Origin of the sequence: Kitasatospora sp. NPDC058218, assembly GCF_042882445.1 — a bacterium.
Taxonomy (GTDB): Bacteria; Actinomycetota; Actinomycetes; order Streptomycetales; family Streptomycetaceae; genus Kitasatospora.
In genome coordinates this window covers 45952-69323 of the sequence record NZ_JBHVWC010000026.1, presented here as the reverse complement: position 1 = coordinate 69323, position 23372 = coordinate 45952, and the positions used below count along the sequence as shown (strand labels likewise).

21 protein-coding genes are annotated in these 23372 nt (G+C 75.1%); 10 read left to right on the top strand and 11 right to left on the bottom strand.

Annotated elements, in window-relative coordinates:
* On the top strand, positions 1-672 hold a 672-nt coding region (locus ACFVYI_RS18430; protein WP_387886567.1), incomplete at its 5' end, for a C40 family peptidase.
* A 56-nt stretch (positions 673-728) separates the two neighbouring features.
* On the opposite strand, the gene ACFVYI_RS18425 is transcribed toward ACFVYI_RS18430, so the two are convergent.
* From ACFVYI_RS18425 to ACFVYI_RS18415, 3 genes are all read right to left on the bottom strand, one after another.
* Positions 729-1613 carry a M56 family metallopeptidase gene (locus ACFVYI_RS18425; RefSeq protein WP_387886564.1) on the bottom strand — a complete coding sequence of 295 codons (885 nt, stop codon included), beginning with the start codon at positions 1611-1613 and terminating at the stop codon, positions 729-731.
* Positions 1610-1978: a BlaI/MecI/CopY family transcriptional regulator gene (locus tag ACFVYI_RS18420; RefSeq protein WP_387886671.1), complete on the bottom strand. Its 369-nt coding sequence runs from the start codon at positions 1976-1978 to the stop codon at positions 1610-1612. Before ACFVYI_RS18420 ends, ACFVYI_RS18425 begins: the two co-directional genes overlap by 4 nt.
* Before the next feature lie 75 nt (positions 1979-2053).
* On the bottom strand, positions 2054-3037 hold the full coding sequence (locus ACFVYI_RS18415) for a TIGR01777 family oxidoreductase (RefSeq protein ID WP_387886562.1): 984 nt from the start codon (positions 3035-3037) through the stop codon (positions 2054-2056).
* 244 nt (positions 3038-3281) lie between these two features.
* On the opposite strand from ACFVYI_RS18415, the gene ACFVYI_RS18410 reads away from it, so the two are divergent.
* On the top strand, positions 3282-4079 hold the full coding sequence (locus tag ACFVYI_RS18410; RefSeq protein ID WP_387886560.1) for a hypothetical protein: 798 nt from the start codon (positions 3282-3284) through the stop codon (positions 4077-4079).
* A gap of 187 nt (positions 4080-4266) precedes the next feature.
* Entirely contained in the window at positions 4267-4914 is a 648-nt protein-coding gene (locus ACFVYI_RS18405) for a YoaK family protein (protein ID WP_387886669.1), read from the top strand.
* Positions 4915-4950: 36 nt separating this feature from the next.
* Here the strand turns inward: ACFVYI_RS18405 and ACFVYI_RS18400 are convergent, their stop codons facing one another.
* The gene (locus ACFVYI_RS18400) at positions 4951-5619 is read right to left on the bottom strand and encodes a hypothetical protein (RefSeq protein WP_387886559.1); all 669 of its coding nucleotides are present in this window, start codon (positions 5617-5619) and stop codon (positions 4951-4953) included.
* 468 nt (positions 5620-6087) lie between these two features.
* Here ACFVYI_RS18400 and ACFVYI_RS18395 point away from each other — a divergent pair, with 468 nt between their 5' ends.
* Genes ACFVYI_RS18395 through ACFVYI_RS18385 form a run of 3 tightly spaced genes read left to right on the top strand, consistent with a single transcriptional unit; the run spans position 6088 to position 9544 of the window.
* On the top strand, positions 6088-6612 hold the full coding sequence (locus ACFVYI_RS18395) for a PadR family transcriptional regulator (protein ID WP_387886557.1): 525 nt from the start codon (positions 6088-6090) through the stop codon (positions 6610-6612).
* A complete protein-coding gene (locus ACFVYI_RS18390) occupies positions 6609-7319 on the top strand; it encodes an ABC transporter ATP-binding protein (protein ID WP_387886554.1) in 711 nt (236 codons plus the stop codon). Before ACFVYI_RS18395 ends, ACFVYI_RS18390 begins: the two co-directional genes overlap by 4 nt.
* Positions 7316-9544 carry an FtsX-like permease family protein gene (locus ACFVYI_RS18385; protein ID WP_387886551.1) on the top strand — a complete coding sequence of 743 codons (2229 nt, stop codon included), beginning with the start codon at positions 7316-7318 and terminating at the stop codon, positions 9542-9544. Before ACFVYI_RS18390 ends, ACFVYI_RS18385 begins: the two co-directional genes overlap by 4 nt.
* 12 nt (positions 9545-9556) lie before the next feature.
* On the opposite strand, the gene ACFVYI_RS18380 is transcribed toward ACFVYI_RS18385, so the two are convergent.
* Entirely contained in the window at positions 9557-10030 is a 474-nt protein-coding gene (locus tag ACFVYI_RS18380) for an NUDIX hydrolase (RefSeq protein WP_387886549.1), read from the bottom strand.
* Between the two features lie 26 nt (positions 10031-10056).
* Positions 10057-11559, bottom strand: coding sequence for an SDR family NAD(P)-dependent oxidoreductase (locus ACFVYI_RS18375; protein WP_387886666.1), 1503 nt, complete (start codon positions 11557-11559; stop codon positions 10057-10059).
* 301 nt (positions 11560-11860) lie between these two features.
* Here ACFVYI_RS18375 and ACFVYI_RS18370 point away from each other — a divergent pair, with 301 nt between their 5' ends.
* Positions 11861-13300, top strand: coding sequence for a GuaB1 family IMP dehydrogenase-related protein (locus tag ACFVYI_RS18370; RefSeq protein WP_387886546.1), 1440 nt, complete (start codon positions 11861-11863; stop codon positions 13298-13300).
* A gap of 77 nt (positions 13301-13377) precedes the next feature.
* Here the strand turns inward: ACFVYI_RS18370 and ACFVYI_RS18365 are convergent, their stop codons facing one another.
* From ACFVYI_RS18365 to ACFVYI_RS18355, 3 genes are all read right to left on the bottom strand, one after another.
* Positions 13378-14256, bottom strand: coding sequence for a DUF5995 family protein (locus tag ACFVYI_RS18365; protein WP_387886545.1), 879 nt, complete (start codon positions 14254-14256; stop codon positions 13378-13380).
* A 108-nt stretch (positions 14257-14364) separates the two neighbouring features.
* Entirely contained in the window at positions 14365-14760 is a 396-nt protein-coding gene (locus ACFVYI_RS18360; RefSeq protein WP_387886542.1) for a DUF3224 domain-containing protein, read from the bottom strand.
* Positions 14761-14878: 118 nt separating this feature from the next.
* A complete protein-coding gene (locus ACFVYI_RS18355) occupies positions 14879-15970 on the bottom strand; it encodes a PP2C family protein-serine/threonine phosphatase (protein WP_387886539.1) in 1092 nt (363 codons plus the stop codon).
* A gap of 127 nt (positions 15971-16097) precedes the next feature.
* Here ACFVYI_RS18355 and ACFVYI_RS18350 point away from each other — a divergent pair, with 127 nt between their 5' ends.
* From ACFVYI_RS18350 to ACFVYI_RS18340, 3 genes are all read left to right on the top strand, one after another.
* Entirely contained in the window at positions 16098-17126 is a 1029-nt protein-coding gene (locus tag ACFVYI_RS18350; RefSeq protein WP_387886536.1) for a pseudouridine synthase, read from the top strand.
* Positions 17127-17197: 71 nt separating this feature from the next.
* Positions 17198-17950: an SDR family NAD(P)-dependent oxidoreductase gene (locus ACFVYI_RS18345; RefSeq protein ID WP_387886533.1), complete on the top strand. Its 753-nt coding sequence runs from the start codon at positions 17198-17200 to the stop codon at positions 17948-17950.
* The gene (locus ACFVYI_RS18340) at positions 17947-19014 is read left to right on the top strand and encodes an S-adenosylmethionine:tRNA ribosyltransferase-isomerase (RefSeq protein WP_387886531.1); all 1068 of its coding nucleotides are present in this window, start codon (positions 17947-17949) and stop codon (positions 19012-19014) included. The genes ACFVYI_RS18345 and ACFVYI_RS18340 overlap by 4 nt, the downstream gene beginning before the upstream one ends.
* 72 nt (positions 19015-19086) lie before the next feature.
* On the opposite strand, the gene ACFVYI_RS18335 is transcribed toward ACFVYI_RS18340, so the two are convergent.
* Both ACFVYI_RS18335 and ACFVYI_RS18330 read right to left on the bottom strand, forming a co-directional pair.
* A complete protein-coding gene (locus ACFVYI_RS18335) occupies positions 19087-19503 on the bottom strand; it encodes a nuclear transport factor 2 family protein (protein WP_387886528.1) in 417 nt (138 codons plus the stop codon).
* Between the two features lie 183 nt (positions 19504-19686).
* Complete coding sequence (locus ACFVYI_RS18330; protein WP_387886526.1) at positions 19687-23313, bottom strand: SpoIIE family protein phosphatase; 3627 nt, start codon at positions 23311-23313, stop codon at positions 19687-19689.
* Positions 23314-23372: the final 59 nt, after the last annotated feature.

Below are 23372 nucleotides of genomic sequence, written 5' to 3'. Positions count from 1 at the left end.
TTTTTTGGTTTTTTTTTTGTGTGTTTTTTGTTTAAAATCCCCCCCAACCGGCTCCTCCTCCCCGGGGGGGGGCGGCGGGCGCTGGCCCGCTGCGCGCCGCCCCGGCTCGACCAGGACCGCACCGAGGCGGCCGCCACCCTCGCCCAGCTCGACGCGGCCGGCACCGCCCTGGCCGAGGAGAAGAAGACGATCCAGGAGAAGCTCGCCAAGGCGCAGGCGCTGCTGAACCGGCTCGGCGCCGCCGACCGGGCCAGGGTCAACGCCCAGGAGACCGCCGCCCGGGCCTCCCGCGCGGCCGAGCGCCCCGCCTACAACGGCCCGGCCACCGGCCGGGCCGCGGCCGCCGTCCAGTTCGCCTACGCGCAGCTCGGCAAGCCCTACGTCTGGAGCGCCACCGGCCCCGCCGGGTACGACTGCTCCGGTCTGACCGGTGCCGCCTGGAAGGCCGCCGACGTCAAGCTGCCCCGGGTCTCCCAGGACCAGTGGAAGGTCGGCCAGCGGATCGCGCGCGGCGACCTGCAGCCCGGCGACCTCGTCTTCTTCTACCCCGACATCCACCACGTCGGCCTCTACATCGGCGACGGCAAGATGATCCACGCCCCGCGCACCGGCAAGAACGTCGAGGTGCTGGCGATCGACGCGATGCCGTACGTCGGTGCCGTCCGCCCGTAGGCCGCCGCCGACCGGCCAGGCCCGTGAAACAGGGCCTGGCCATTCCCGAGCCGCCGCTACGGGTGCGGCGCGCAGGCCAGCAGGTAGGGCAGCAGCGGCGCGGACACCGCGGCGAAGCGCCAGACGGGAGCGCCGGGGCGGGCGTCGGTCGCGGGCCGGCCCAGGCGCTGGACGCGGGCGAGGACACCGGTGGAGGCCGCCGCGAACCCCGGCCCGCCCACCGGGCCCCCGGTGGCCAGCAGGCAGAGCGCGGAGGCGAGTTCGACGCGGGTCGCCACCGCCAGCGCGGCGTCGTCGGCGGCCATCTCCAGCAGCAGCGCCACCTCCGCCCGGCCGGTGCGGGCCAGCGGCAGCCGGCCGAGGGCCAGGGCGAAGGTGTCCACCGCGAGCCGCGCCAGGTGGTGCCGGCCGCGGATGTGTCCGTGCTCGTGCGCGACGGCGGCGGCCAGCTCGCGTTCGTCGAGCAGCTCCACCGCGCCGCGCGACACCACCACCCGGGCCCGGCGGCCGGGCAGGCAGTACACGGCCGGGCGGGCGTCGTCGAGCACCAGGGCGCCCCGGCGCCGGTCGCGGACGGCGACCACGTCCAGCACCCCGCGGTGGCGGCGGCGCAGCCGTGCGGCCCGCACCCCGAGGGTCACCGCCACCGCGCCCGGGGCGAGGGCCGCCGCGGCCGGCACCCACCAGCCCTCGGCGTGCGGGGCGGCCGGGCCGGCCTCGACGTGCGGGAGCAGACCGACCAGTCCGGCCGGGTCGTGCCCGAGCGGCGCCGCCAGATGGTGCGCCGCGAGCAGCAGCGCGGTGCCGAAGGAGGCCATCAGCGCGAGCCAGACGGCCACGCCCGCCGCCGGCCGGGCCTGGAGCCGGCGCGAACCGGCCAGCCGCCGGGGGAGGACGACGCCGACCAGGACGAGGTGGAGCGCGAGCAGCGCGAGCGTCACCGGGAGTCCCGCGCCTTGACCTGCTCCAGGGCCGCCAGCAGCGCCGAGGCCTCGTCCCCGCTCATCCGGTCGACGAAGTGCAGCAGCGCCCCGGCGCGGTCGGAGGTGGTCTCCAGCGCCTGGTGCATCAGTTGGGCGGTGTACGCCTCGCGGGTGCAGGTCGGCTCGTACAGCCAGGCTCGCCCCACCTTCTCGCGGCGCAGCCACCCCTTGGTGTGCAGGATGTCGGCGACGGTGGTGACGGTGGTGTACGCGAGCGGCCGTTGCCGTTGCAGGTCGTCCACGATCTCGCGGGCGGTGGCCGGTCGGCCCCAGGTCCAGAGCCGGTCCATGATCTCGGCCTCCAGATCGCCGAACCCGCGCAACACCGCCCGAACGTCCCTTCCGCCCGCACCCGACCGGTCCGCCCGGCCCGTTTCCCCGGCCGTCCGCCCGGCCGCCTACCGGGCCATCGTACGGGCGCGCCCGCCACCGGCGGGTACCGGTCCGCGGCGCATCCGCCGGACCAGGTCGGCCGCCGCCTCCGGCCAGTGCGGGTGCTCGAAACCGAAGCCGGCCGCGTGCAGCCGGCCGGGGACCACCGAGCGGCTCTTGAGCAGCAGTTCGGTGTCCGAGCGCAGGGCGAAGGCACCGATCTCGGCCATCCACCGGGTGGCGGGCAGGCCCACCGGGATCCCCCCGGCGTGCCGCAGTGCCCGCATGAAGGCGCGCTGGGGCAGCGGGCGGGGCGCGGCGAGGTTGACCGGCCCGGCCAGGTCGTCCCGTTCGAGGAGGAAGCCGACGGCGCGGACGAGGTCCCGGTCGTGGATCCAGGACATGTACTGCGCGCCGCCGTCGATCGGACCGCCGAACCCGCACCGCGCCAGGCGCAGCATCAGGTCGAGGGCGCCGCCGCGGTCGGGACTCATCACCATGGCGCAGCGCAGGGCGACCTTGCGGGTGTCCGGCGTCGCGGGCTCCTGCTGGGCCTGCTCCCAGGCCCGGGCGATGGCGATGCTGGCGTCCCAGGAGCGGGGCACGTCCGGCTCGCCGCCGCCGAGTACGCCCACCCGCTCGTCGTGCGGGGCGCCGAAGTGGTGGGCGTAGATGGTGGCGGTGCTCATCTGGAGCCAGACCCGCGGCGGCCTGCGCGCCGCGGCGACGGCCCGGCCGACGATCCGCGTGGAGTCCACCCGGGACGTCAGCATCTCGCGCTGGTTGGCCCGGGTGTAGCGGCAGTTGACGCTGCGCCCGGCGAGGTTGATCACCGCGTCGCTGCCGTCGATCGCCTCGGCCCAGCGCCCCAGGGTGCGGCCGTCCCAGTAGAGCTCGCGGTCGCGCTGCGGGCGCCGGGTCAGCACGAGGACGTCGTGGCCCTCGGCGCTCAGTGCGCGGTCCAGGATCCGGCCGACCTGTCCGGTTCCACCGGGTATGACGATCCTCATGCGAGCCCCCTCGGTCTGTCTGCGGTGCAGCCTAGCGCAGATCTGAACATGTTCAAAAGAGTGTCGGTGGGGCGGTGCTCCCGGCCGTCCGCTCCGGCCGTTTTGCCTGGCGGGTCCATTCGCACTAGGTTTCGACGCCGTCGACGCGCGAGCTGACCACCACTCAGGCCATGGGGGTGGATCACCGGCCCCGAACCGCGGGCCCGGGTCGGCGCATCACGACATCGGGGGAAGGAACAGTCAGTTGCGTACCACCAGGACGGCCGTCGCCACGGCCGCCGCACTCGTCTGCCTCGGCGCGCTGAGCGCCTGCGGGCCGGACAACGGCGCGGACCAGAACGCCGGTCCGGCCACCGGCTCCACCGCCGCGCCGGCGACCGGCACCGCCGCGGCACCGCCGAGCGGCTCCACCAAGCCGTCGGCGGCCGCTCCCGGGGCCTCCCGGGACATCCCGGCCGGCGCCTGGATCAGTCCGCGCGCCGTCCCGCTGGACTCGGCCTACCACTGGACGGCTCCCGCGAGCAGCGCCAAGGCCGTCGGCGGCGCGCCGGTCTTCAAGCTCCAGGAGCTCTGCCACTCCACGCTGTCCAAGGACAACGAGAGCCTCGGTACCGGCCAGGCCGCCGCGCAGGCGGTGCTCGGCGCGGGCGGCGCCGACCAGTGGCAGGCCCAGCAGACCCTGCTGTACCAGGGCGACCCGCGCCCCAGCAGCGGTGTGGCGCAGAGCGCCCACGCGGTCTTCCGCGACCTCCGCGACGAGCTGAAGGACTGCGCGAGGACCGCCCCCGGCGCGACGGTCAAGGTGACCAGCCCCGAGGACGCGACGTACGTCGCCGCGACGGTGACCGTCCCGCAGCCCGGCGGCACGACCGCCGTCCTGCACACCTACCTGACGGCCCCCGACGGCACGGTCAACGAGCTGGCGCTCTGGGCCACCACCAAGGCGGGTGCCCAGCCCAAGGTCCCCTGGGCCGGCCCGACCGACGCCGAGGTGGCCAAGGCCATGGACGCGGCGCTCTGCGCCGCGCTCAAGGACTGCTGACGGCCCACCGCCCGGGACGGGCCCTGGCACTCCCGCCCGACCCGGACCCGGGCCGGGTGGGAGTGTTCGGCGTGCTCCGGGCGGGTGGACGGGCGTAGAACGGACGCAGTGCCGGCGACCACCGGGACGCGCGTACCGGAGGAGGACAGCTGTGTGGAACGACCCCCGCCACGGCCCGCTGGTGTCGATGCTGCTGGTGCTCACCGTCGTCACGGGGCTGGTGGACGCGGTGAGCTATCTCGCCCTCGGGCACGTCTTCGTCGCCAACATGACGGGCAACGTGGTCTTCCTGGGCTTCGCCCTGGCGGGTGCGGCCGGTTTCTCCGTGACGGCCTCGCTCGCCGCGCTCGGCGCCTTCCTGGCGGGCGCGCTCGCCGGTGGCCGGCTGAGCGAGCGCCTGCCCGGCCACCGGGGCCGGCTGCTGGTGGTCTCCGCCGTCGTCCAGGCGGTGCTGCTGGCCGTCGGCACCGCCGTGGCGGCGCTGGCCGGTCACACCGCCGAGCCGGTCCGTTACACGCTGACCGGCCTGCTCGGGCTCGCGATGGGGTGGCAGAACGCCGTCGTCCGGTCCCTCAAGGTCCCCGACCTCACCACCACCGTCCTCACCATGGCCCTGACCGGTCTGGCCGCGGACCGGGCGGGCCTGCGCCGGTTCGCCTCGGCCGGCTGGATGTTCGCCGGGGCCTTCCTCGGCGCCGCGCTCGTCCTGAACGCCGACGTGCCGACCGCGCTCGCCCTCGCGCTGGCCCTGGTCGTCGCCGTCGCCGCCCTCACCGGCCGCGCCTCCACCGGCCACCCGGCCCCGGCCTGGACCGGCCCGGACGGCGCGTCCTGAGGCACCGTCGGGCGTACCCGGGACCGCCCCCGGGTGTCAGTCCTCCTGCGCTCCGCCGGAACTGTGGCTGGTACGGCCGCTCCAGAGCGGTTCGAGCCTGGTCCAGGAGCACTGCCAGGCGCGGTCGGCCCGCCGGTCGAGGGTCCGCAGCCGCAGCGCCAGGGCCCCGGCGACGGCCACGCCGAGGACGGTGAAGCCCGCGAGGCCCACGCAGACCGCCTCGATCGCCACGCCGGCGCGGGTGGTCGGGGCGTCGGTCACCAGACCGGCCTCGTCCACCCAGATGGTGACGGTGGCTCCGACGACGGCCGTGCGGTGCACCTCGACGGTGCCGGTGCGCTGCTGCCCGTCGGGTGCGGTCCAGGTGGCCTCGGCGGCCACCCGGCCCTGGTAGCCGCCCGCCGCGCGGCTGCCCACCACGGCGCCGTGCCGGCCGGTGGCGGTCACCACGGCGTCGACCTGGCGCAACCGTGCCAGGTGCGCGTCGGCGTCCCGCCCGACGACCTGGTAGCCGAGCAGCGCGCCGCCGACGGCGGCGGCCAGGCCGAGGAGCAGCCCCAGTCCGGCCGCGCACCACGCCCGGCTGCGCGAGCGGTCCAGCGGCCGGACCAGGGGGTCGCGGTGGGTGCCGAAGCCCCGCCGCAGCTGCCGCCCGGCCCGCCGTGGCAGCGACGCGGGCCGGACCGGGCCGGGAGTGCTGGACACGATGCGTGCTCCTCGGGTGGTGGGGCGCAGCGGTGCTCGGGGCGCCCGGTCGGGATCGTCCGCCGGGCCCCGGCTCCCAATCTCCCCCCGCCCCGGCCCCCGCACAAGAGGCCCGTGCGCGCTCGCACCACGGCGCCCGCCCGGCACGGGCCCTGGCGGCCCGGCGCCCGCCGCCGGGCGGTGGCACGACCGGGACGTTCGGCCCTCGGCAGGGGTGGGGTGCGCGGGGCAGGCTGGCCGTGGCCGCGTCCTCCATGTGCCGGGACGCGGCGGGCCCGGCTCGCTGTGGGGGCGTGTCGGGCCGCCCGTGTGGAGCGGGGGGCGGACGTGGGGCCGCCTCCCGCTCACGCCTGCCCGGGGCCCTCCGCTTGCCTCGGATCTGCCCGCGACATCACTGTTTCCACAGGTCAGCGCCCTATTCTCGCCAGCTATACACTCGGAGTATACGTCTGGTGTATGGTCCCTCTCATGAGTGTTCCTTTGACCCTTCTCGGGCTGCTGGAGCGAGAGCCGAGCCACGGCTACGACCTCAAGCGCGACTACGACGCCTTCTTCGGGCGGGGCAAGCCCCTGCCGTACGGTCAGGTCTACGCCACGCTCGGCCGGCTGGCGCGGGACGGCAAGGTGGTGCCCGGTGAGGCCGAGCCCGGCGACGGGCCCGAGCGCAAGCGCTACGTGATCACCGAGGCCGGCGTGACGGAGTTCGAGCACTGGCTCACCGAACCCGTCTCGCCCGAACCCAACCTGCAGACGGTGCTGTTCACCAAGGTCGTGCTGGCCCTGATGCTCGGCCGCGACGCCGAGGCGTACCTGAACACCCAGCGCGCCGCCCACATGAAGCGGATGCGCGAGCTGACCGACCTGCGCCGGGCCGGCGCCCTGGTCGACGCCCTGCTCGCCGACCACGGACTGTTCCACCTGGAGGCCGACCTGCGCTGGATCGACCTGACCACCGCCCGCCTGGACGCGCTCGCCGAGGCGGTGCGGTCATGACGCCGCTGATCGAGGCCCGCGACATCACGCTCGCCTTCGGCGAGACCCCGGCCCTGCGCGGCGCCGACCTGGTGGTCGAGGCCGGTGAGGTGCTCGCCATCATGGGCCCCAGCGGGTCCGGCAAGTCGACGCTGCTGCACTGCCTGGCCGGCATCCTCCTCCCGGACTCCGGCGAGGTCCGCTTCGACGGGCAGCGGATCGACACCATGAACGAGGCCCGGCGCAGCGCCCTCCGGCGTGACCGGTTCGGCTTCGTCTTCCAGTTCGGCCAGCTCGTCCCGGAGTTGACCGCCGAGGAGAACGTCGCCCTGCCGTTGCTGCTGGGCGGCACCAAGCGGGCCGCCGCGCTCGCCGAGGCCCGGCCCTGGTTCGCCCGGCTGGGCCTGGACGGCATGGAGAAGCGCCGCTCCGGCGAGCTGTCGGGCGGTCAGGCGCAGCGCGTCGCCCTCGCCCGCGGTCTGGTGGCGCGGCCCCGGGTGCTGTTCGCCGACGAGCCGACCGGCGCCCTGGACTCGCTCACCGGCGAGCAGGTGATGGAGCTGATGGTCGGCGCCGCCCGCGAGCAGGGCACCACCGTCATCCTGGTCACCCACGAGCCCAGGGTCGCCGCCTACGCCGACCGCGAGGCGATCGTCCGGGACGGCAGGGCCACCTCCCTGTCGGCGGGCCCGGCGGCCGGCCGTGCGGCGGAACGGATCGCCTCGTGATCCGGTTCGCACTGCGCCTCGCCGTCAGCGGCGGCAAGGAGGCCCTGGCCCGGCTGTTCATCATCGCCGCCGCCGTGGCGGTCGGCGTCGGGCTGCTGCTCTCGACGCTCGCCAGCATCAACGCCGTCGACAAGGCGAACGACCGGCTGCTGTGGACCAACACCGGCGCGGCGAGCCGGACCGAGAAGGCCGCCGTGGACCCGCTCTGGTGGTGGGACCACTCGGACTACTACGACGGCAAGAGCATCTTCGAGGTCGACGTCGCCGCCACCGGGCCGACCGCTCCCGTCCCGCCCGGCCTTGCGAAGCTGCCCGCGCCCGGTGAGTACTACGTGTCGCCGGCGCTCGCCGAGTTGCTCCGCACAGCCCCGGCCGTGGAGCTGGGCGACCGTCTCCCGGGCCGGATGGCCGGACTCCTCGGCGACGAGGCGCTGGCGTCCCCCGACTCGCTGTTCGCGGTGATCGGCCGTACCCCGGCGGAGATCGAGGACGCGCCGGGGGCGAGCCAGGTCACCACCATCGCCACCACACTCCCGCCGTCCTGCGACAACGACTGCCCCGGGATGGGCGTGCGCGGCGACGCCATGACGCTGATCCTCTCCGTCGTCGCCGGCGCGCTGATCTTCCCGGTGGTCATCTTCATCGGCACCGCGACGCGGCTCTCCGCCGCCACCCGTGAGCAGCGCTACGCCGCGATGCGGCTGGTCGGCGCCACCCCGCGGCAGGTGTCGGTGATTTCGGCGGTCGAGTCCACGGTGGCCGCCGTCGCCGGCACGGTCGTGGGCTTCGGGCTCTTCCTCCTGCTGCGCCCGTTGGTGGCGACCATCCCGTTCACCGGTGCCCGCTTCTTCGTCGGCGACCTGACGCTCACTCCGCTCCAGACGGTGGGCGCGGCGTTGGGGGTGCCGGTGGCGGCGGCGATCGCGGCTCGGTTGGCGCTGCGGCGGGTCACCATCTCGCCGCTGGGTGTCAGCCGCCGGGTGACCCCGAAGCCGCCGACCTTCTGGCGGGTGGTTCCGCTGCTGGCCGGCCTGGCCGAGCTCGGCTGGTTCGTCAACCGTCGTCCCGACACCACCAACGGCCAGACCGCGGCCTATCTGACCGGTTTTCTGGTGATCATGCTCGGCCTGGTGATCGCCGGGCCCTGGCTCACCATGGTGGCCGCCCGGGCGGTGGCCCTGCGCACCAGTCGGCCGGCCACGCTGATCGCCGTCCGACGGCTCGCGGACGACCCGAAGGCGGGCTTCCGCTCGGTCGCTGGCCTCGTCCTCGCCCTCTTCGTCACCACTGCGACGGTCTGCATCATCGGCACCATCAACGAGAACCGGGGAGCGCTCAGCGGCGACCCGCAGACCCGTGCGGCGGTGGAACACGGCGCGATGGTCGACGAGCCGCCGATGACGGGCGCCGTGCCGGCGCAGCTGCTGGCGGACCTCCGGGCGGTGCCCGGCTTCCGAGGTCTCGCGCTGGGCCACGACAACCCGCAGGCCCTCGGTGCCGCTCCGAACGAACGCCCCGGTTTCTCCCCGAACCTGGTGCTCTGCACCGACCTCGCCCAGATCCCGGTGGTGGGCCACTGCCCGGCCGGCGCGAGCGTCGTCGGCGTCCCGCAGTGGGGCTTCCTGAGCCTCCGCTCCACCGCCGAGGTCGAGTGGTTTGCCGCGCCGATCTCCGCGGAGGCGGCGGCCGAGCTGCCGGTGCGCAACGTCTACGTGACCACCGACGGTTCCACCGCGGCCATGGAGCAGACCCGGACACTGCTCACCAAGGCCTACCCGCAGTACCGGGCCCGGACGGTCGGCGACTGGGGCTCCGCCCAGCAGCAGCAGCTGGCCGGCTGGCGGCAACTGGCCAACGTGGTGCTGCTGACCACCCTGCCGATCGCCGGGTGCAGTCTCGCGGTGAGCGTGGTCGCGGGTCTGTCGGACCGCAAGCGGCCGTTCGCGATGCTGCGGCTCACCGGCGCGCCGTTGCGTCTGCTGCAGCGGGTGATCGGGCTGGAGAGCGCGCTGCCGCTGCTGGTGGTGGCGGCGATCGCGACCGGTACGGGCTTCGCGGCGGCGGCGATGTTCCTCAAGTCGCAGATGCACTACGACCTGGTGGCGCCGGGCGCGGTGTACTACGCGCTGACCGCGTTCGGCCTGGTGGCCTCGCTCGGGATCATCGCCTCGACGCTCCCGCTGCTGAAGCGGATCACCGGCCCGGAGGCGGCCCGCAACGGCTGAACCGCCTCGCGGCTACCCCGTCACCGGCGATCGGCCGGCGACGGGGTACGCGTACGTCCCGGCCCGGGCCGCCGAGGGACGGTCCGTCAGCCAGCTGCCGAGCACCAGTGCGGAGGGGTAGAACATCGGCTCGGGCAGCGCGTCGAGCGGGACGCGCTCCCAGCCCGCGCAGGCGTGCGGCTCGGTGACCAGCGCCTCGGCCAGGCTCGGCGGGGCGAGCACGGCCGCGGTGAGCCGGGGGCGGCCGAGCTCGTGGTCGAGCAGCACGGCGAGCACCCGCATCGCGGCGGCCGGCAGCACGATGCCGGTCTCCTCGGCGAGTTCGCGCGCGGCGGCCTGCTCGAAGGACTCGCCGGGGTCGTCCACCTTGCCGCCGGGCAGGCTCCAGGTGGGCGGCTCGCCGGCGGTGATCCGGCGGCCGAGCAGGACCCGGCCGTCCCCGGTGGGCACGATCACGCCGGCGCCGAGCAGCGGTGCGGTGGTCAACGCGGTTCCTCCTGCGGTGCGGGTGCCTACCAGGCGGCGCGGTCGAAGTCCTTGAGGAAGCAGCCGTAGAGGTCCTCGCCCTGCTCGCCGCGGACGATCGGGTCGTAGACCCGGGCCGCGCCGTCGACCAGGTCGAGCGGGGCGTGGAAGCCCTCGTCGGCCAGGCGCATCTTGTCGGGGTGCGGGCGCTCGTCGGTGATCCAGCCGGTGTCGACGGCGGTCATCAGGATGCCGTCGGACTCGAACATCTCCTGCGCGCTGGTGCGGGTGAGCATGTTCAGCGCGGCCTTGGCCATGTTGGTGTGCGGGTGGCCGGCGCCCTTGTAACCGCGGGTGAAGACGCCCTCCATCGCGGACACGTTGACCACGTACTTGCGGCGGGACGCCGAGGCGGCCATCGCCGGGCGCAGCCGGCTGATCAGGATGAACGGCGCGGTGGAGTTGCAGAGCTGGACCTCCAGCAGCTCCACCGGGCCGACCTCGTTGACGGTCTGCACCCAGCTGTTGGTGGGCGCGAGGTCGGGTACCAGGCCGCCGGCGTCGATGGCCGTCCCGGCCTCGATCCGGGCGGGCGTGGCGGAGCCGGTGACCAGGGCGAGGGAGGTGACGTCCTCGGCGGAGATCCGCTCGCCGCCGCCGCTCGCCTGGGCGGGCAGCGCGGGCAGGTCGACGCTGCCACTGCCGAAGCGGCCGATGGTGGTGGACTGCGGCAGCATGCCGGCCGGCAGCGGCGCGGACTCGGCGTTGACCAGCTCGCGGTACGACTCCGGCGGGCGGCGCACGGTCTGCGCGGCGTTGTTGATCAGGATGTCCAGCGGGCCGTCGGCGGCGACCTCGTCGGCCAGTGCCATGACCTGGGCCGGGTCGCGCAGGTCGATGCCGATGATCTTCAGACGGTGCAGCCAGTCGGCGCTGTCCGGCATCGCGGTGAAGCGGCGGATGGCGTCGTTGGGGAAGCGGGTGGTGATGGTGGTGTGCGCGCCGTCGCGGAGCAGCATCAGCGCGATGTACATACCGATCTTGGCCCGGCCGCCGGTGAGCAGCGCGCGCTTGCCGGTGAGGTCGGCGCGGGCGTCGCGGCGCGCGCGGTTCTTCACCGCGCAGTTCTGGCAGAGGTTGTGGTAGAACGCGTCCACCTCGACGTACCGCTGCTTGCAGGTGTAGCAGGAGCGCGGGCGCTCCAGGATGCCGGCGATCTCGGTGGTGGTGACGGTGGTCAGGCCGAAGGCGCCGGCCGTCTCGTCGTCGATCCGGCTCGGTGCGCCGGTGGCGGTGCGGGCGGTGACCTCGCGGTCGTTCGCGGTCTTGCGGGCCCGGGTCTCCTGGCGGCGACGCTGCTTGAGGGTGCGGAATATGCCGCCGACGGCCTGGCGGACGGTGATCGCGTCCGGGTGGTCGACGTGCAGCTCGTCCAGCTCGGCGATCACGTCGAGGCAGAGCCGCAGCCGCTCGGGGTCGAGGCCGGGACCGTAGTCGATCTCCTCCTCGGTGGCCTCCGTGCCGCCGCCCTGCTCGATGTCCTGCTCGATGTCCACGCCCGCCGTCATGATGCCCGCTGCCGCTTTCCTGGATTGCCTCGCCGTTACCGCGTGAATGCTACGGGAGCGGCCCTGGCCGGGGCGAAAAGGCGATCACTTGGAGGAACGTCCAAGCCCGGGACGGCTCCGGTGATCATGTGTTGTGCACTGTGCCAGCAATCGCACTCGAACTGGCTTTTGGTCCCGGGGTAGCGGAGAATCGAACGTTGGGTGCCGGGCGCCCGAGTGTGCCCGGCGGCCTCGCCGCAACCGCACCCGAGGTGTACCTTCTCCCAGCCAGAGAGCCCTTTTCATGCGCTTCCTGAACGACCTCAAGCCCTCGTACGACCTCACGTACGACGACGTCTTCATGGTCCCCAGCCGCTCCGCCGTGGGCTCCCGGCAGGGTGTAGACCTCTCCTCGAACGACGGCACCGGCACCACCATCCCGCTGGTGGTGGCCAACATGACCGCCATCGCCGGTCGCCGGATGGCCGAGACCGTCGCCCGCCGCGGCGGCCTGGTCGCCATCCCGCAGGACATCCCGACCGAGGTGATCGCCGACGTCGTCGGCTGGGTCAAGCAGCGCCACCTGGTGCACGACACCGCCCTCACCCTCGCCCCGGGCGCCACCGTCGCCGAGGCCCTCTCGCTGCTGCACAAGCGCGCGCACGGCGCGCTGGTCGTGGTCGAGGACGGCAAGCCGATCGGCGTGGTCACCGACTCCGACTGCCAGGGCGTCGACCGCTTCACCAGCCTCGCCGACGTGATGTCCCGCGACCTGCTGCTGCTGGAGGAGGGCATCGACCCGCGCGCCGCATTCGACAAGCTGAGCGAGGCGCACCGCAAGCTCGCCCCGGTGGTCGACGCCGAAGGCCGCCTGGTCGGCATCCTGACCCGCAAGAACGCGCTGCGCGCCACCCTCTACACCCCGGCCGTCGACGCGCAGGGCCACCTGCGGGTCGCCGCCACCGTCGGCATCAACGGCGACGTGGCCGGCAAGGCCAAGGCCCTGATCGAGGCCGGCGCCGACGTGCTGGTGGTCGACACCGCGCACGGCCACCAGGAGTCGATGATCAGCGCGCTGCGCGCGGTGCGCGGCCTCGACCCGCAGATCCCGATCGTGGCCGGCAACGTCGTCTCCGCCGTCGGTGTCCGCGACCTGGTCGAGGCGGGCGCCGACATCCTCAAGGTCGGTGTCGGCCCCGGCGCCATGTGCACCACCCGGATGATGACCGGTGTCGGCCGCCCGCAGTTCTCCGCCGTCCTGGAGTGCGCCGCCGAGGCCCGCCGGCTCGGCAAGCACGTCTGGGCCGACGGCGGCGTCCGCCACCCGCGCGACGTCGCGATGGCGCTGGCCGCCGGCGCGTCCAACGTGATGATCGGCTCCTGGTTCGCCGGGACGTACGAGGCCCCGGGCGACCTCCAGACCACCGCCGACGGCCGCCAGTACAAGGAGAGCTTCGGCATGGCCTCGGCGCGCGCGGTGAGCAACCGCACGTCGCAGGACTCCGCCTACGACCGCGCCCGCAAGGCGCTCTTCGAGGAGGGCATCTCGCACTCGCGGATGTTCGTCGACCCGGCCCGCCCGGGTGTCGAGGACCTCATCGACTCGATCGTCGCCGGCGTGCGGAGCTCCTGCACCTACGCGGGCGCCTCCAGCCTGGAGGAGTTCCACGAGAAGGCCGTGGTCGGCATCCAGAGCGCGGCCGGCTACGCCGAGGGCAAGCCGCTGCACTCCAGCTGGGCCTGATCGCCCCCGGGCCCCGTCCGGCCGGTCCCGCCGCGCGAGCGACGCCGGATCGACCGGACCTGACCCGCTCGACCCGCTCAGCCGACGGCCGGCCGGTTCCTCGCCACGGGGAGCCGGCCGGCCGTCGGCCTTCCCCGGTCCTTCGCCGTGTCCGCGCCGACCGCGTCCGCACCGGCGCCGGTGCGGACGCGGTCCGGGCCGAGCGGGGTGAGCAGGGCACGGCCGAGCAGAGCGGCCGAGCCGTCCAGCGCGGCGGCGAGTGCCGCCGCGGCCGAGGGCACCTCCCGGAGCCGCCAGAGCGCGCGGACGCTCGCCCAGGCCGCCTCCCGGGCGGCGTCGACCGACCAGGCGCCCAGCAGGTGGGTCAGCGGCTCGGCCCGCTCCAGGACGTCCGGTCCGGGCATCAGCTGCTCCCGGACGACCTCCTCCACCCCGGCCAGCAGGCCGTTGATCCGGTGGTAGTCCTCGGCGAGGTGCTCCGGCCCGCAGCCGAGCCGGTGGCAGGTGTCGACCACGGCGAGCGGCAGGTCGTGCTGGATGTGGGCGTTCATCCCGGCCAGCGCGAACTGCAGCGGGTGCACGCCCCGGTGCGCGCGCAGCTCGAAGAGCGGCCGCCAGCAGGCCGGGGCCGGCCGTCCGGCCGCCACCGCGTCCACGGCCAGCAGGTAGCGCCCGGCGAACACCACGTCCAGCTCGGCCATCGCGGCCGGGTCGGCGAAGTACGGGCGGCCGGGGCGTGGCGGCGTGCGGCGCGGCGGTGTGCGGCGGGGCGGGTCCGTGCGCGGCCGGGTGAGCCGGCGGCGCACCGCGTCCGTCACGGTGAGGTACATCCGGTTGAACACCGCCACGCCGTCGTCCGGGGGCAGCCCGGCTCCGATCTCCCGCAGCCGGACGATCACCCCGTCGACGGTGACCGCGCCGCCGGCCGTCGTCGAGGTCGCGGCAGTACCGGGCATGCGTCACCCTCCGATGTCGATCGTGCACTGATCGCATCATCGTGACAGCGGCCCGGGTGAACGGTCGGGCGCCGCGCGGAGACCGGCCCGGCGCGCCCCCGGCACGGTTCAGCCCAGCTCGTACTCCAGGACGTAGGTGTGCCCGCCCTCGTCGTCCGTCGACAGCTCGAACGTGCCGGTGATCCCCGTCAGCTCGCCGGCCCCGGTGCCCGCCACCACCCGGATGGCCAGCCGCTCGCCCTGGCTGCCCGGCGCCGAGTGCTGGAGCACGAACGAGCCCTTCCGCCCGTCCAGCTCGCCGGTGAAGTGCTCCACCGCGACGTACGCGGCCGGGCCGCCCGCGCCGTCCAGCACGGAGAGCATCCGCACCACGCTGGTGCCGGTCAGACCGCCCGTGAAGGCCTTGGTGATCCGGACCCGGCCGAGCGTCGTGCCCGGTTGCTCGTCCGTCTCCTCCGGTTCGAAGCCGGTCAGCTCGAACGATCCACTCGCGTTGCGCCCCATGGCCCTGTCCCCTCGACGCCGCAGCTCGGCCGGCACCCGCCGGTCCCGTCCACAGCCTGGCACGGGCCACCGACAGTCGCGCCCGGCCGGCCCGTGCGGCGGCGGGCGCCCGGGGCGGTCAGGTCTCCCAGCACAGCGCGAGGAGCGCCGCGTCGTCGGTCGGCCCGGCGTCGCCGAGCCAGTCGCCGACATCGGTGAGCAGCGCGTCCAGCACGGCCCCGGGGTTCGCCGCGGGCAGCCCGGCGAGCCGCTGCGCCAACGGGTAGAACCGGTCCGCGGCGTTGCGCGCCTCCGAGATGCCGTCGGTGTAGAGCAGCAGCAGGTCCCCCGGGAGCGGGTCGAAGCCGCCCGCCCGGTAGTGCCCGCCGATCAGCCCGAGCAGGCCCAGCGGAGGAGCGTGCTGCGGCGGCGCCAGCTCGGTCACCCGCCCCGCGCGGCGCAGCAGCGGGTGCGGGTGCCCGCAGTTGACGAAGCCGGCCCGCCCGCCGGAGCGCTCCACGTCGAACAGGAGCGCGGTCACGAAGCGCTCGTTGACCCGGCGGCCCGCCAGCGCGGCGTCCAGTCGCTCCGCCACCCGGGCGAGGTCCGGCTCGGTCCGGGCCGCCTCCCGGAACACCCCCAGGACGTCCGCGGCCGTCTCCACCGCGGGGAGCCCGTGTCCCTGCACGTCCCCCAGCAGGATCCGGATCCCGTGCGGGGTGTCCACCACCTCGTAGAGGTCCCCGCCGATCCGCGCCTCGGCCGCCGCCGCGGCGTACCGCACGGCCACCCGCAGCGGCCCGAGCCGCTCCGGCGGCGGCCGCAGCAGCGCCCGCTGCGCCGCCTCGGCCACCGTCCGCACCTGGGCCAGCTCGCGCTCCCGGGCGGACACCAGGACGACGTTGGCGGCACTGGCCAGGGTGGCGGCGAGGACGGTGATCAGCGCGGTGAGATGGACGGAGGTGGGCAGGCCGCTGTTGCTGAGCTCCAGCAGCACCACGGCGGCGGTGGCGACCGCCCCGGCGAACAGCGGGACCCGGGCCGAGCGGCTGGTCGCCCCCGCCAGCATCGGCGCCACCGCGAGGACGGGGGAGAGCGTCGTGCCCGGCCCGGAGAGCAGGTCGGCCACCACGGCCGCGACCAGCAGCAGGAACGCGCAGCAGAGCAGCCGGCGCGTCCGCCGGGGCAGGCGCAACGGCGGCAGCGCGTCCTGCGGGCCGTCTGCGGTCACACGTACACCTCCGGTGAGCGGGCGGCGGGGCCTCCATGTCCACTCTCCACCGGTCCGGCGGCCCCCGGCACCTCGGGCGTCCGGCGGCTCCGGCCCCCGCGGCGGCCCCGGTTAGGCTGGCCGCGAGATGAGACGCAAGCGCAAGGCACCGACCGCACCCCTCCCGCAGCGCCGGGGGGTGGACCCGGTGCACCTGCGGCTGCCGGCCGAGGGGCCGTGGCCGACCGTGCGTGCCTACCTGGCCGAGCGGCTGCCGACCGTCGACCCGGAGCGGATCGACGCGCTGCTGCGCGGGCGCGAGATCGTCGGGGTGGACGGCCCGATCGGGCCGGACGAGCCGTTCCGCCCCGCCGGGCACCTCTGGCTCTACCGCGACCTGCCCGACGAGGTCCCCGTCCCGTTCGCGCTGGAGGTGCTGCACCAGGACGACCACCTGGTGGTCGTCGACAAGCCGCACTTCCTGGCCACCACCCCGCGCGGCCGGCACGTCGTCGAGACGGCGCTCTCCCGGCTGCGCCACGGGCTGGACCTGCCCGCGCTCAGCCCGGCGCACCGGCTGGACCGGCTGACGGCGGGCCTGGCGATGTTCGTGGTGCGGCCCGAGGACCGGGGCGCCTACCAGACGCTCTTCCGCGACCGGCTGGTGCGCAAGGAGTACCAGGCCGTCGCGGCCTACGACCCGGCGCTCGCGCTGCCCCGCACGGTGCGCAGCCACATCGTCAAGGAGCGCGGCGTGATCGCGGCGCAGGAGCTGGACGCCCCGCCGAACAGCGAGAGCCGGATCGACCTGGTCGAGCACCGCGACGGGCTGGGCCGCTACCGGCTGCGGCCGCTCAGCGGGCGCACCCATCAGCTGCGGCTGCACATGAGCGGGCTCGGGGTGCCGATCCTGGGGGATCCGGTGTACCCGGTGGTGCTGCCGGAGCCGGCGCCGGACGACTTTCGCCGGCCGCTGCAACTGCTCGCCTCCGTGGTCGAGTTCACCGACCCGCTGAGCGGTCTGCCGCGCCGCTTCGAGACCCGCCGCACCCTGGCCGCCTGGGCCGAGCCGCGGTCCTGGGCGGCTCCCGGCCCGCTCGGCCGGCCCGACCCCGATTCCGATGCGGACCCCGACCCCGGTCCGGACCGCGGACCCGGTCTCGGTCCGGCGGTCTAGGCCGAACGGACGACCGGCCCCCCGGCCTGCGGGCCGATCCGGACCGGACCGGCCGGAGCGATCGTGGTGCCATGAACGCACCGCAGCACACCGCAGGATCCGCCGCCCCCGTCGCCCTGGTCACCGGTGCCTCGCGCGGCCTCGGCCGGGCGCTCGCCCGGGGCCTCGCCGCCGACGGCTGGCAGCTCGTGATCACCGCCCGCAACGCGGCCGAACTCTCCGCCGCCGAGGCCGAACTGGCCGCCACCACCACGGTGGTCGCGCTGGCCGGCTCGGTCGTCGACGACGACCACCGCGCCCGCCTCGCCGAGGCCGCCGCCGGGCTCGGCGGAGCACACCTCCTGGTCAACAACGCCGGCACGCTCAGCGGCTCCGACACGACCGACGTCCCGCTGCCGCGTCTCGCCGACGTCCCGCTGCCCGATCTGCTGGAGACCTTCGAGGTCAACGCCCTGGCGCCGATCGCGCTCACCCAGCTCGTGCTGCCCCAGCTGCGCAGGCACGCCGGGGCCGTCCTGAACATCAGCTCCGACGCGGCCGTCGAGGCCTACCCCGGGTGGGGCGGTTACGGGGCCAGCAAGGCAGCACTGGACCAGGCCTCCGCCGTCCTGGCCCGCGAGGAGGAGGCGGTGCGGGTCTGGGCGGTCGACCCGGGCACCATGCGCACCCGGATGTACCAGGACGCCTGCCCGGGCGAGGACATCTCCGACGAGCCGCTCCCGGAGACCGTGGTGCCCGCCCTGCTCGCCCTGGTGGGCGGCAGCCGGGCCTCCGGCCGTTACCGCGCCTCCCACCTGCCGGCCGTCGCCCAGGGCGAGCGATGACGGCGTCCACGGACCCGGGGATCGACGTCACCGTCCCGCCCGAACTCTCCGCCCGCGCCCCGGCGGAGGCGCGCGGCACCGCCCGGGACGGCGTGCGGATGCTGGTCGGCCGCCGGCGCGGGGCGACCGTCGAGCACCGCCGCTTCACCGACCTGCCCACGGTGCTGCGCCCCGGGGACGTCCTGGTGGTGAACAACTCGGCCACCCTGCCCGCCGCGCTGCCCGGCCGGCTGCCCGACGGCGGCCCGGTCGCGCTGCACCTCTCCTCGGCCCGGCCGGACCGTCGCGGTGCGTTCCTCGTCGAGCTGCGCCGTACGGCCCCCGGCGCGGCCGCCGCCTCCTACCCGCCGGACGAGTCCCCGGCCCGCCCGGGGCTGCGGGTGGCGCTGCCGGGCGGCGCCGCGGCCGAACTGGTCGAGGCGTTCACGCCCCGGCTCTGGCACGCCCGGCTCGACCTGCCCGAGCCGCTGTCCGGCTACCTGGGCCGCCACGGCAAGGCGATCCGGTACGGGTACGTGGACCGCGACTGGCCGATCGAGGCCTATCAGACGGTCTTCGCCACCGTCCCCGGCAGCAGTGAGATGCCCAGCGCCGCACGGCCGTTCACCGCCGAGGTGGTGGCCCGGCTGGCCGGGCGCGGCGTGCTGGTCGCGCCGATCACGCTGCACACCGGCGTCGCCTCGCCGGAGGCGCACGAGGCGCCGTACGCCGAGTGGTTCCGGGTGCCGGCCGCCACCGCCCGGCTGGTCGGACACGTCCGGGCCGGCGGCGGGCGGGTGATCGCGGTCGGCACCACCGCCGTCCGGGCCCTGGAGTCGGCGGCCGGCCCGGACGGGACCGTCCGGGAGGCGCAGGGCTGGACCGAGGTGGTGGTCACTCCCGAGCGCGGGGTGCGCGCGGTGGACGGCCTGCTCACCGGCTGGCACGAACCCCGCGCCTCCCACCTGCTGATGCTCGCCGCCGTCGCCGGCCGGCCGCTGCTCGAACGCTGCTACGCGGCGGCCGTCCGCGAGCGCTACCTGTGGCACGAGTTCGGCGACGTCAACCTGCTGCTGCCCGAGTAGGCCCTGCCCGATCGGGCGCTGTCCGGCCGGGGCCCGGCCGCCCCGACACCGTCGAGGGCCGCCGACCGGTCGTCAGCCGGCCGCCGGCGCGAACAGCGTGCGCGCCGCGTGCTGGGTGTCGAGGTACTCGCGGACGGCGGTGATCAGGCCGTTCTCGACGGTGAAGATGCCCAGGCACCGGTTGTCGTACGCGGAGCCGTTCGCCGCCGTCCCCCGCGCCGTCCACTCGGCGACCACCTGCGGGCCGTCGGCGAGCAGCCCGGTCAGGGTCACCTCCAGAACGGCGCCGGGTGCGAACAGGGTGCCCACCGAGCCGAGGAAGTCCTCGACGATGACGGCCCGGCCGCGCCAGACCCGGGACAGCGGCAGGTCGCCCGGGTACGACCAGGTGGCGTCCTCGGCGAACGAGGCCGCCGCGGTGGGCAGATCGCCGGTGGCGATGGCGGTGACGTAGCGCTCCACGACGGCGCGCGGGTCGAGCTGGTTCACGGGGGGCTCCTCTGGTCCGGTCGGGGGCGGCCACCCGGGCCCGCTGCCCGGGTGCGCCGTCCGGCGTCCTGCGGGAGCAAGCCAAGCCCCCGGTCGCCGGGACGGGCCAACAACCGTGCGGGAACGGCGACAAGCACCGGTTGTCGTGCCAGGTCGGGGCGGGTCTCCCGGGTGGGCTCGGGCCTACGGCGGCGTGGTGCCCGGCGGCAGCTCCAGCTCGAACCAGACCACCTTGCCGTCCCGGGTGCGGCGGCTGCCCCAGCGGTGCGCGAGCTCGTTGACCAGGTGCATGCCGCGCCCGCCCTCGTCCTCCTCCCGGGCGCGGCGGATCCGGGGCGACTCGCTGTCCCGGTCGGCGACCTCCACCGTGAGCAGCCGGTTGTGGAACAGCCGCAGCTGGACGGGGGAGCCGGCGTGCACGAGTGCGTTGGTGATCAGCTCGCTGGTGAGCAGCTCGGCCCAGTCGGCGAGTGCGCCGAGGCCCCAGCCGGTCAGCGTCTCCCGGGTGAAGCGGCGCGAGTGCGCGACCATCGCGTGGTCGTCGCTGAGCGAGAGGGTGGCGATCCGGTCGGTGCCGGTCGGCAGGGCCTGCGCCAGGATGATCGCGATGTCGTCCTCGCTGGTGCGGCCGGTGAGTTCGGCGAGCACCGCGTCGCAGGTCTGCTCCAGCGAGCGGCGCCGGTCGGCGATGGTCCGGCAGAGCAGGTCCAGGCCCTCGTCGATGTCCCGCCCCCGGCGCTCGACCAGGCCGTCGGTGTAGAGCGCCAGGATGCCGTCCTCGGGGAGGGTGAACTCGACGCTCTCGAAAGGGACTCCGCCGACGCCGAGCGGCGCGCCCGGGGGCAGTTCGATCAGCCGGGCCCGGCCCTCGGCGTCGGCCACCACCGGTGGCAGGTGGCCGGCGCAGGCGGCGGTGCAGCGCCGGTCCACCGGGTCGTAGATCACGCAGACGCAGGTGGCGAACTGGCCCTCGCCGATCTCCGCGGTGGCCTCGTCGAGCCGGTGCATCACCCGCTCCGGGTCGAGGTCGAGCGTGATCAACGTCCGTGCCACGGTGCGGAGCTGGCCCATGGTGGCGGCGGCGCGGATGCCGTGGCCCATCACGTCGCCGACGACCAGCGCCACCCGGCCGGAGGAGAGCGGGACGATGTCGAACCAGTCGCCGCCGACCTCGCTCACCACGCTGCTGGGCAGGTAGCGGTAGGCGATCTCCAGGCCGATCGTGCGGTGGATCTCCTGCGGCAGCAGGCTGCGCTGCAGGGTGAGCGCGGTGTCCCGTTCGCGGCGGTAGAGCCGGGCGTTGTCGATCGCGAGCGCCGTCCGCGCGGCCAGCTCCTCCGCCAGCGCCCGGTCCGCCGGCCCGTACGGCACCGGGTTGCGGGTCCGCAGGAACTCCGCGCCCCCCAGCACCATGCCGCGCGCCAGCAGCGGCACCATGAGATAGGAGTGCACCCCGGCGTCGAGGCCCGGCTGCACCCGGTCCGGCGAGGCCACGATCCGGCGCAGCGCCGCCTCGTCCACCTCCGAGACCAGGATCGAGCGGCCGGTGCGCAGGCTCTTCGCGTACACCTGCGCGGACTGCGAGGTGGCGCCGACCTGGTCCGCGGCGGCGGCCATGGTGCCGTCCGCGCCGGCCTCGCCGACGGCGACCGCCCGCATCAGGACGGAGCCGTCGTCCGGCACCGGGCTCGGGTCCTCGCCGCCGAGCACCGCGTCGCGCAGGTCGACGGTGACGAAGTCGGCGAAGCGCGGGATCACCACCTCCACCAACTCCTCGGCGGTGCGGTGCAGATCGAGCGTGGTGCCGATCCGGTTGCTCGCCTCGTTGAGCAGTGACAGCCGCTGCTGGGCCGCCCACGCCTCGTCCAGCGCGCGCTGGCGGGCGGCGGCCGCGTCGCGCTCCCGGGTGAACAGCAGCGCGTTGTCGATCGAGACGGCCGCCCGCACCGCCAACTCCCCGGCCAGCGCCAGGTCGTCGTCCTCGTACGGGCGCTCGACCACCGTCCGGTAGAAGGCGGCGACACCGACCGGCGAGCCGCGGGCGATCAGCGGCACCACCATGAACGAGCGGACGTTCTGCTCCTTCGCGGCCGCGGTGCGGACGGGGTCGTCGGCGAACCAGGCCATGCCCTCCTCGTCCATCCGCGGCACCAGCACCGGCTTGCGGTGGGTGAGGCTCCACGCGTACGGCGAGCCGGGCTCGAACCGCTGCACCCCGCCGGTGCGGTCGATCGGCTCCAGCGTCGAGCCGTGCGCCGAGTGGAACGCCATCCGGCGCAGTACGGCGGAGCCGTCCGCCGGGGTGCGGACCTCGCGCTCGCCGCGCACCAGGTCGTCCAGCACCTCCACCACCACGGTGTCGGCCAGCCGGGGTGTCGCGACCTCGGCCAGCTCCTGGGCGGTCTGGGCGAGGTCGAGGGTGGTGCCGATCCGCGCCGAGGCGACGTTGACCAGCGCCAGCCGCTCCTGCGCGGCCTTCGCCTCGCGCAGTGCCTGCTGGCGGGCCAGGACGGTCTGGTGCTGGCGCAGGTAGAGCCGGGCGTTGTCGATGGCGACGGCCGCCCGCGAGGCCAGCTCGTCACCGAGCGTGATGTCCGCCTCGGCGAAGGACTCGCGCTCGCCGCGCCGCGAGTACACCACCATGCCGAGCGTGGTGCCCCGGGCCACCAGGGGGGTGATCCGCACCGAGCGCGGGCGGTCGCCGAGGTAGGCCTGGCGGCGGCTCTCGGTGATCGCCGCGCTCAGCAGCGGCAGCTCCCAGGACGGCACCACCACCGTCCGCCCGGTCGCCAGGGCCCGCCCGTACGGCGAGTCCGGCGCCAGCTCGTGCACCGCGTCCACCGGCAGGGCCTCGGCGGGGTAGAGCGGGTCGGTGGTGGCGAGTGCGAGCCGGCGCACCAGGTGGGGAACGGTCGGGTCGAGCGGCTCCACGGTGCGTCCGGCGACCAGCGCCTCCAGCGCGAACACCCCGCTGATGTCGGCGACCCTGGGCACCATCGCGTCGGCCAGCTCGCGGGCGGTCTGCCGCAGGTCCAGGGTGGTGCCGATGGACGCGGTGGCGTCGACGAGCAGCGCCAGCCGCTCCTGCGCGCGGGCGGCGCGGGCGTCCGCGCGGAACCGCTCGGTGATGTCGATGACCGTCGAACTGACCCCGAGGACCTCCCCGCCCGGGTCCTCCAGCCGGAAGTAGGAGGCCGACCAGGCGTGGTCGTGCGCCGGGTCGCCGGGGGTGCGGCCGTGGGAGCGGGTGTCCACGACCGGCTCGCCGGTCTCCAGGACCCGCCGCATCACCGCCTCGCTCTCGGCGCCGTTGATGCCGGGCAGTAGCTCGGTGAGGCGGTGGCCCAGGTGCGCCTCGGCGGGCAGGCCGTTGACCCGGGCCAGTGCGTCGTTCAGCCGGACGAAGGCCAGCCGGCTGTCGTACACGGCCATGCCGACGGGGGACTGCGTGAAGAACCCGTTCAGCACGGCGAGGTCGGCCTGGATCCGGCGCAGCGTCGTCACGTCGGACGCGACGGCCAGGACCAGCGGGCTGCCGCCGGGCCCGGAGATCGGGTGGGTGCGGAACTCCAGGTTGACGTAGTGGCCGTCCCGGTGTTTCACCGGGAAGACGCCCGACCAGCCGCGGCCGTCGACGATCCCCTGGAAGAGCTCCAGGATCTCGGGCCGCTGGTCGTCGGTGGCCAGCAACTGTGCGGCCAGGGAGCCGATCGCCTCCTCGGCGCTGTAGCCGAGGAGGGCCTCGGCGTCGTTGCTCCAGTGCAGGATCCGGCCGTCCGCCTCGATCAGGGCGGTCGCGATCGGGACCATCAGCAGGGCGTCCTGACGCGACCCCCCGGTACCCGGCTGCCCCGGGCGCGGCGCCTCGG